At 37.2% G+C, this 7,290-nt stretch carries 4 protein-coding genes and 1 pseudogene; 2 read left to right on the top strand and 3 right to left on the bottom strand.

Annotation, left to right across the window (positions count from 1 at the left end):
* Nucleotides 1-719 (top strand): transposase (locus A9G24_RS08605; protein WP_255307240.1); only part of this gene is annotated, 719 nt, incomplete at its 5' end.
* A 332-nt stretch (nt 720-1,051) separates the two neighbouring features.
* Here the strand turns inward: A9G24_RS08605 and A9G24_RS08600 are convergent.
* On the bottom strand, nt 1,052-2,671 hold the full coding sequence (locus A9G24_RS08600; protein ID WP_065583325.1) for a hypothetical protein: 1,620 nt from the start codon (nt 2,669-2,671) through the stop codon (nt 1,052-1,054).
* A gap of 594 nt (nt 2,672-3,265) precedes the next feature.
* Between A9G24_RS08600 and A9G24_RS12520 the strand changes: the two are divergent.
* A pseudogene (locus A9G24_RS12520) lies at nt 3,266-3,562 on the top strand (DNA gyrase subunit B); the annotation flags it as partial.
* Between the two features lie 334 nt (nt 3,563-3,896).
* Here A9G24_RS12520 and A9G24_RS08590 read toward each other — a convergent pair.
* Both A9G24_RS08590 and A9G24_RS08585 read right to left on the bottom strand, forming a co-directional pair.
* Entirely contained in the window at nt 3,897-5,384 is a 1,488-nt protein-coding gene (locus A9G24_RS08590; protein WP_065638641.1) for a hypothetical protein, read from the bottom strand.
* Nucleotides 5,385-5,811: 427 nt separating this feature from the next.
* Nucleotides 5,812-7,236 carry a VWA domain-containing protein gene (locus A9G24_RS08585; protein WP_065638640.1) on the bottom strand — a complete coding sequence of 475 codons (1,425 nt, stop codon included), beginning with the start codon at nt 7,234-7,236 and terminating at the stop codon, nt 5,812-5,814.
* Nucleotides 7,237-7,290 lie beyond the last annotated feature (54 nt).

Raw genomic sequence — 7,290 nt, 5'->3', positions numbered from 1 at the left:
ATATCCATGATTCCCAGCCTTATATGGCTCGATTAAAACGCCAGCTAGAGCGGTTTGGCTTTAATCCGGTTGGTGTCGGTCTTGATGCGGGTTATTTTACGGCTCCCATTTGCCATTTACTGCTGGCAGAGCAGATATATCCGGTGTTGGGTTATCGTCGTCCCACCCATGGTGCGAATCCCATCAGAAAAAAGCAGTTTATCTATAACGGTCAAAACGATACTTATACTTGCCCAAACGGGCAAACATTAATATATAAAACTACCAGCAGGGAAGGTTATCGTCATTATCATTCTGATGCAACAACCTGCAAAATCTGTCCGTTATTGTCACAGTGTACACAGAGTAAAAATACACAGAAAGTCATCACACGGCATATCTGGGAAGCAGATAAAGAGAAAGCCAACGAGATTCGTTTAAGTCAGTGGGGTAAAAAAGTCTATGCTCGGCGAAAAGAAACCATAGAGCGCAGCTTTGCTGATGCTAAACAACATCACGGACATCGCTATGCACGATTTAGAGGAAGAGCGCAGGTTCAAATGCAGTGTTTATTGGCCGCAACGGCTCAAAATATCAAGAAAATAGCGATAAAGCTATTTTTGTTACGTTTTTTTAAGCTATTTTTTAATTTATTTAATAAAATCCAAATTAAAAAGCCTATTTATGGTTTAAATAAAAAAATAAACCCCGAATTATATCGAGGTTTGTCATCAATCTGACCAGACGCATGTCTGGTTTTTTTATTCAATAAAGTTATAACTACCTATAAAAATGTAACTATGGCCTAAATTATGCTTTTTCAGAAAAATTAAAATTCTTGTCAAAAAGTTTCAGGTAACTATGCGTTTGAGTATAAAAAATGGATTGTTAAGTTCTCTTTGATTGGATATTTTTTATATTAGACAAGCATTTGTGCTGTTTTAGATACAAAAACGCATGGCTTGCCAACTTTGTTGGCGTGTAGCCACTTAAATTAAAACAGATTTCTTTGTTTTTTTTAAACTTAATTGACTCTTAATTCGTACAAGAATTAAAAACTCAGAACTAAAAGCTAAGGATAAACGCACACCCCGTAATAGTTACCGATAGGGTCAGCACGGTAAACCCGACCATTGTACGAGTATACATGAAATAAACGCTCCCCTGTTACATCACTTGTCCAATAGCTAAGGTTACTAAAGCCTGAACCACTATAATTAGCTAGGCGAGCCCACTCACTAAACAAACCGCCACCAATTCGGCGATGGTAATTATTGCCCCTTGATGAAGGTGTGGCACCAACTGCATTTTGACAACTACTACTACCATCACAGGTTGCATTGGTGACGTCTTTGACTTGTATAATCCGATAGCCTATGCTTGAACACCAAGCTTCTTGGTTGGCAGCTTCAGCTGTTCTAAGCCCACGGTTAACAAACCACTTCTTCAATTCAAATCCATATTTTACCACCTCTTTACCACTACTATCGTATCCCTTTAGCTCGAATATTTGCGGTAAGTTTGGTATTCCAGCCTGAAGCGGCCCTGGTAAGTCAGCGTTCTGTTCATTTTTGGTTGACGCAGGTCCTGTTAAAGTAACGCGCACAGTTGTCCCATTCGCATCGGGTGTCATGGTAGCAGTTATACCACCTTGAGTGATTGATGGCCAAGTTAGAGAACCCCTTCCTCCTATGTCTAAATCAAAGTATAAACCATTCGCACCAGTAGTAGGAAAGTTACTAGCGTATGATGATGGGGTAGTTGCTTGGGGAATAAACCCTTTTCTTGTATCCCACATTTCAGCAGGACCGGCATATCGACCTATACTTTCTTGCAATTCTGGTTTGGCATAGCAAACTTTAGCTGACGATTCTGGGGTGAAATAGTAAGTTACAGCATCCACACCAAAAATAGTTTGATTTGGCACACCATACCGCGTCTTTAAACTGCCATTGGTATTGCTTAATTCCATTTTATAAGGTGCATTGCAAATATCTAAAGTATCAACACGACTAACTGTTCGATTATTTTTATCCTTGATCCGAACCCTTAACCTGCCTGTTGCCGTTATACCTCTTCTCCCCTGCCCATCACCATCATTATCACCCCAATAGTTATACGGGGCTCTAACGAGTGTGTTTAAACTTATTGAGTTCCTGGTTGTTGGTAAAAACATGACAACATTAGCAAACGTATCGCTGGCACTAGGTAACACTATTGGTTTTGATAGTGAAGATGTATTGCTCATTGGTGAGATTACTGTAGCATCCGATAACTTGATACTTAACAAACCATCCGTCTGAGTAGCTTTGGTTATACCGCCATCAAATGTTAAATAAGGAGCGGTACCTTCAATGATATTTGAAGTACTGGCTGATAACATTTTTGCATTTGCTACACACGTTAACAACAATGGTACTAATGTAAAAGAAACTTTAAATAGCCATAAAGTTAAACTGGATAACCGCGATAAACGTGGCTGTGATAGCTCCGCTAATTGTAATTGCTGCTTCAGGCTAACATTTAGCGGTTTACGAAAACTAATTAGCAAGAATAAGTGGCAATCTTGTGTATGTGTATTTAATAAGTTTAGGGTAAAAAGGATACCGAAGCTAAATGTCTTATTTAAGTAGTATTTAGAAATGCTTAAAACATAATGCGGCCAGATCTGTAGGCTATAGTTATACTGCATAACATCCTGTATATCAATTGTTTTGTGTTTATTTGATTTTTTATAATTATTAGCTAATAAATTAAGCCAAATTAATCTGTTAATATAAAAAGTATAACGCTTTAAAAAAATTTAACCACCCTTTTATAGAAAGATTAATAAATAATGTCAAAAAGTTTAGGATAGATGTTTGAGTATAATAATGAATTTTTTGGGAACTGGCTTTTATTCTGGGGAAAGCGCTTTTGCTGTCTATTTGCAAAAGCACAAACTTGTATGATCTGCTGGTTCAAGGCCCGGCCTAATGCGCGGTGGGCTTGTTTCTTGGATGGATTGTCCTTTATTTGCACCATAAGCTTCGCACACTACCTCAGGATTAAGAACTAAGCATCAAATACTAAGGAGTGGTGCAAAGTCCATAGTAATTAGTGTTATTCGGCAAAGCATTGTGGTTGCCCAAATAACCACCCCATGAAAACAGAGAACTGGTAGTCACCACCAGCAGCGTCACTTGGCCAGTAGTAGTGGTTCTCAAAGCCCGCGCTGGTGTAACCCCCCGTATCGCCTCACTTCGCGCAGAAACCAGCCCCTATGTGACGCTAGTAGTGATCACCAATTGAGGGCGATGAACGTAAACAGCCGGTTGAATCTTTTGAAGAAGCCGTTGATTGGTTAATTAAAGAGTCTCGTCGTGGCTTAACTATTCAGCGTTATAAAGGGCTTGGAGAAATGAACCCAGAACAATTATGGGAAACCACCATGGATCCAACCAGGCACCGTATGTTACAAGTCACCATCAAAGACGCGATTGAAGCAGATCAATTGTTTACAACCCTTATGGGTGATGAAGTTGAACCTCGACGATTATTCATTGAAGAAAATGCTCTTAAAGCAGCCAATTTAGATTTTTAAAGGTTACGCTATTTTAATATACAACATAAAAGACTAGGCAGGTGCCTAGTCTTTTATTGATTAAAACAAGAAAAATAACAAATTGAATTAAAAATTTATAAAAAAAGAATCTTGTTAAAAATTTTTAAGTAGGTATGCGTTTCAGTATAGAATTCTTTTTGATCCTTTTATCTTTATTTCTAAACAACGCTTATTGTTGTTGATTAACATTAATAATAAGCACGTTATTCTTTAATATTATCATTCGTGCGTGCGTCTCCATTTTAAGTTAAGGCAACTTCTTTAATGCTTAGCCTTAATTAGCTGATAATCCTGCTTGTCAAGCTAATTATCATCACGGATAGATACACAACCCATTGTTGTGGTTGTAAGGATAATCTCCATCAGCAGAACCAGCAGTTGAATCGATACGAAATCTCCATCCTCCATAGGGATCACTCGTCCAGAACCAAGCATTTACAATACCAGCACCTTTATAATGGATTATATCCCCCCACTCAGAGAAAAATCCAGCACCGATTTGACGCTGATAATGATGGCCACTTGATGCTGGCGTGGCACCAACTAAACTTCGGCAGAACATAGTTTCGTTTGCCCCTGAGCAGACCGCATTAGTAAAATCTTTTGCTTGTGGAAGACGATAACCTAAGCTAGTACACCAATTTTCAGTTTCGATGTTGGTTGCTGACCTTTCACCACGGCTGACAAACCACTTCTGTAACACAAATCCATATTTTATCACTGCTGCACCGCTACTATCATAACCAACTAACTCAAACGTTTTTGGTAAGGCTGGTGTGTAAATTCGAGCTGGGTTTGCCTCCTTTATTTGATCATTAGTTGCCACAGGACCTGTTAGCAGAACTCGCACACGGGTGCCATTCGCATTGGGTGTCATAATAGCCGTTATTCCCTCATGGGTAATGGAAGGCCAAGTCAATTGGGTACCTTCCGATATATCTAAATCAAAATATAAGCCATTTGCGCCCGTGGTTGGGAAGTTAAGGTTATATGATGTCGGTATTATAGATTGAGGAAGAAAGCCCCTGTTTGGCTGCCAAATATTAGCTGGACCAGCAAATTTCCACCCATTAAAGCCTGGTTCATTATTTCCGCCAAGCCTCAAATTAGGCTTAGCATAAAGAACGGCTGGTGATGATTTTGGAATGATGTAGTAAGTCACTGTGCCAGCGTTAAAAGTACTACGATTAGGTACACCATACTGGGTACTTAAACTACTATTTGTATTACTTAACACTACTTTATAAGGCGATCTAGCAATATCTAAAGTATCAGCGCGACCAACTACCCGATTATTTTTATCTGTAATATTAACGGTTAAGCTACCCATAGCCGTTACGCCATTAACCTCCTGCCCATCACCATCATCATCACCCCAATAATAATAAGGCGCATCAATAAGTGCTTTTAACTCTATCGTATCAGTTGTTGATGGTACTAACATGCCAACATCGGCTAAAGTCTCTCCAACACGAGGAAGTACGATTGGGTTTGTTGCTGAAGTATTAGTAATTGGAGTAATGGTAGTGCCATCTGATAAGGTAATAGCTAATAAATCTTCTGTATTTATCACTTTTGTTTTACCGTTATTAAACGTTAAATAAGGCGCACTACCTTGAATCGTGTTTGTTGTGGTAGCTGATAATGCCTGAGAATCGAACGAAAACGGCAATAGCAATAACGGCAATAATGTTATAGGGAATTTTACTAATATTAATGAAGTGAACGAGAAAACCTGTCTACAATAGTGATTTAATAGATTTAAAACATAAAGCTGCTGCGTTCTATCGCGGTAAAGCACAAAATACTCCTTTCTTCAATTAATTATCTGTTTTATTTAACTCTGTTATAGCTTTTGGCTAGTAAAATAAGTTAGATTAATTTTTAATCACCTGAATTATAACATTTGAAAAAAAATTGACTACTTTTGAGATTGAAATATTTGTAAGGATTTTTTAAGAATGGTTCCGCATAAAACATTAAATGACTAATGAACAAATAGTATTAGCCAATATTTATGCTTTTTAAATAGTTTGGAACAAACACGAGGTGCACCGAATGAATAGCTGACAAAACTAAATATTAAACGCTAAATCAAGTTGTGAAAATTTTTACTTGGATCTTGTGATAATGCTTAATAATTTATAAATAAAAAATAGATGATAGCATAATTATCAATAACCTATATCAATGAATTAGCTAATAAATCCACTATTTTTTGTGTTTTTTTATTCACATACTGGTCTATTAATTTTCAAATTTGAAACCGCTTTATTCATCTGTTTGATCATATCTTTTGGACTTTGAGCAATATAAACTTTTCCGCCCGTTGCATTGGCGATACAGTCTATTTTGTGTTCACCCGCAATATCAACAATATTAATTTTTAATCGTGGTTTTTGTGCAGCTATATAGTTAGCTAATGTACAAATATTACTTTTTGTACAATTATCTTCACCATCACTAATAATAAGAATATAGTCGTCACGTTTTACCCCATCTAGCATTTTACTGGCTTTTTCTAGGCCATTATATAAAGGCGTTCCGCCCCCGCCTGCTGCAGTGGGTGTTAATTGTTTAATTTTATGCTTTAGTGAGGCCCTATTAGAGTAATTATAAAATGGCGATACATTCGCTGCTGGACAATTCGTCAGCGTTACCAGTGAAATATCAATGTTTGGTTGTATCTTATCAATGCTTGAAGTAGCCACACTCTTACTACTTGATAAACGAGTTGGTAAGCGAGTCATACGCTTTTCGTATTTGATTCTTTCTTGCTCTGACATATTACGACCATAACCATATGTCAAATATTGAAAGTATTGCTCAACCGCTGATGGCGATTCATTTAATGTTACTGTCATCGATAATGAATTATCAAACACTATTGCCATTTTAGATGGGTTAGGATCTTTATTCATCTCTTCTTTGGTGATACAGTTAGGTGGATTTTTTACCTTTGCCGCTAACGGTGGCTCAGGTACCTGTTCTGGTTTAGGCTCAGATGTTGCAATTGGCGAAGGTTCTTCTGGTACGGGATCTTTTGGTTCAGGTTTCTTGACTATAACAGCCGGTGCAATGATAGCCATAGGATCGGAGACAACTGTTTTTTGTTTACCCAATGGGCAAAATAAATACCACAGAATACCAAGTAAACCAACAAGCAATAAGGCTAAGATTAAAAAATACCACCAACGCCAAAATGGCTTTGATGGAATAACAGAGACTACTGCTGGTAAAACCGGTTTTTCAAAGGTATTGATAATAACGGGTTCATCATTAATCACATAAATTTGATTGCCTAAACTTTTAATTCTTGGAAGCCATGCTGAAACTAAACTTCGCTCTTCATCGCTTAATGGCATTAATTTTATAGCATTTTCAATATCATTAATACGTGTTTGTAACGTTTTGGTTATCTTATTTTTATGCGATTTGTGGGCAATACTATCAAGTAAAAGCGGTTGTCCTTCAAGATTGGTATACCAACCTAGATATTGATTGTTATCAATTAGCTTTGGTGATGCTAAAATTGAAAAAGTGCGATCGGTTAAATGTGATTTTAATAATAATAGTAAAGAATGGTATTGTTCTAACAGAGAAATCTTCTCTGGGTTATTATAATCAAAGGCTATCCGTGTTATTCGTTGCATTATTGATTTAATTCCTTACAGTTGACCACTATTCTTATACTAAAATTGCAATAA

This window comes from Gilliamella sp. App6-5, from assembly GCF_001690525.1.
In the GTDB taxonomy this organism is placed as follows: domain Bacteria; phylum Pseudomonadota; class Gammaproteobacteria; order Enterobacterales; family Orbaceae; genus Gilliamella; species Gilliamella apicola_H.
The sequence above is the reverse complement of the archived record's forward strand: the minus strand, read 5'-3'. Positions and strand labels throughout refer to the sequence as shown.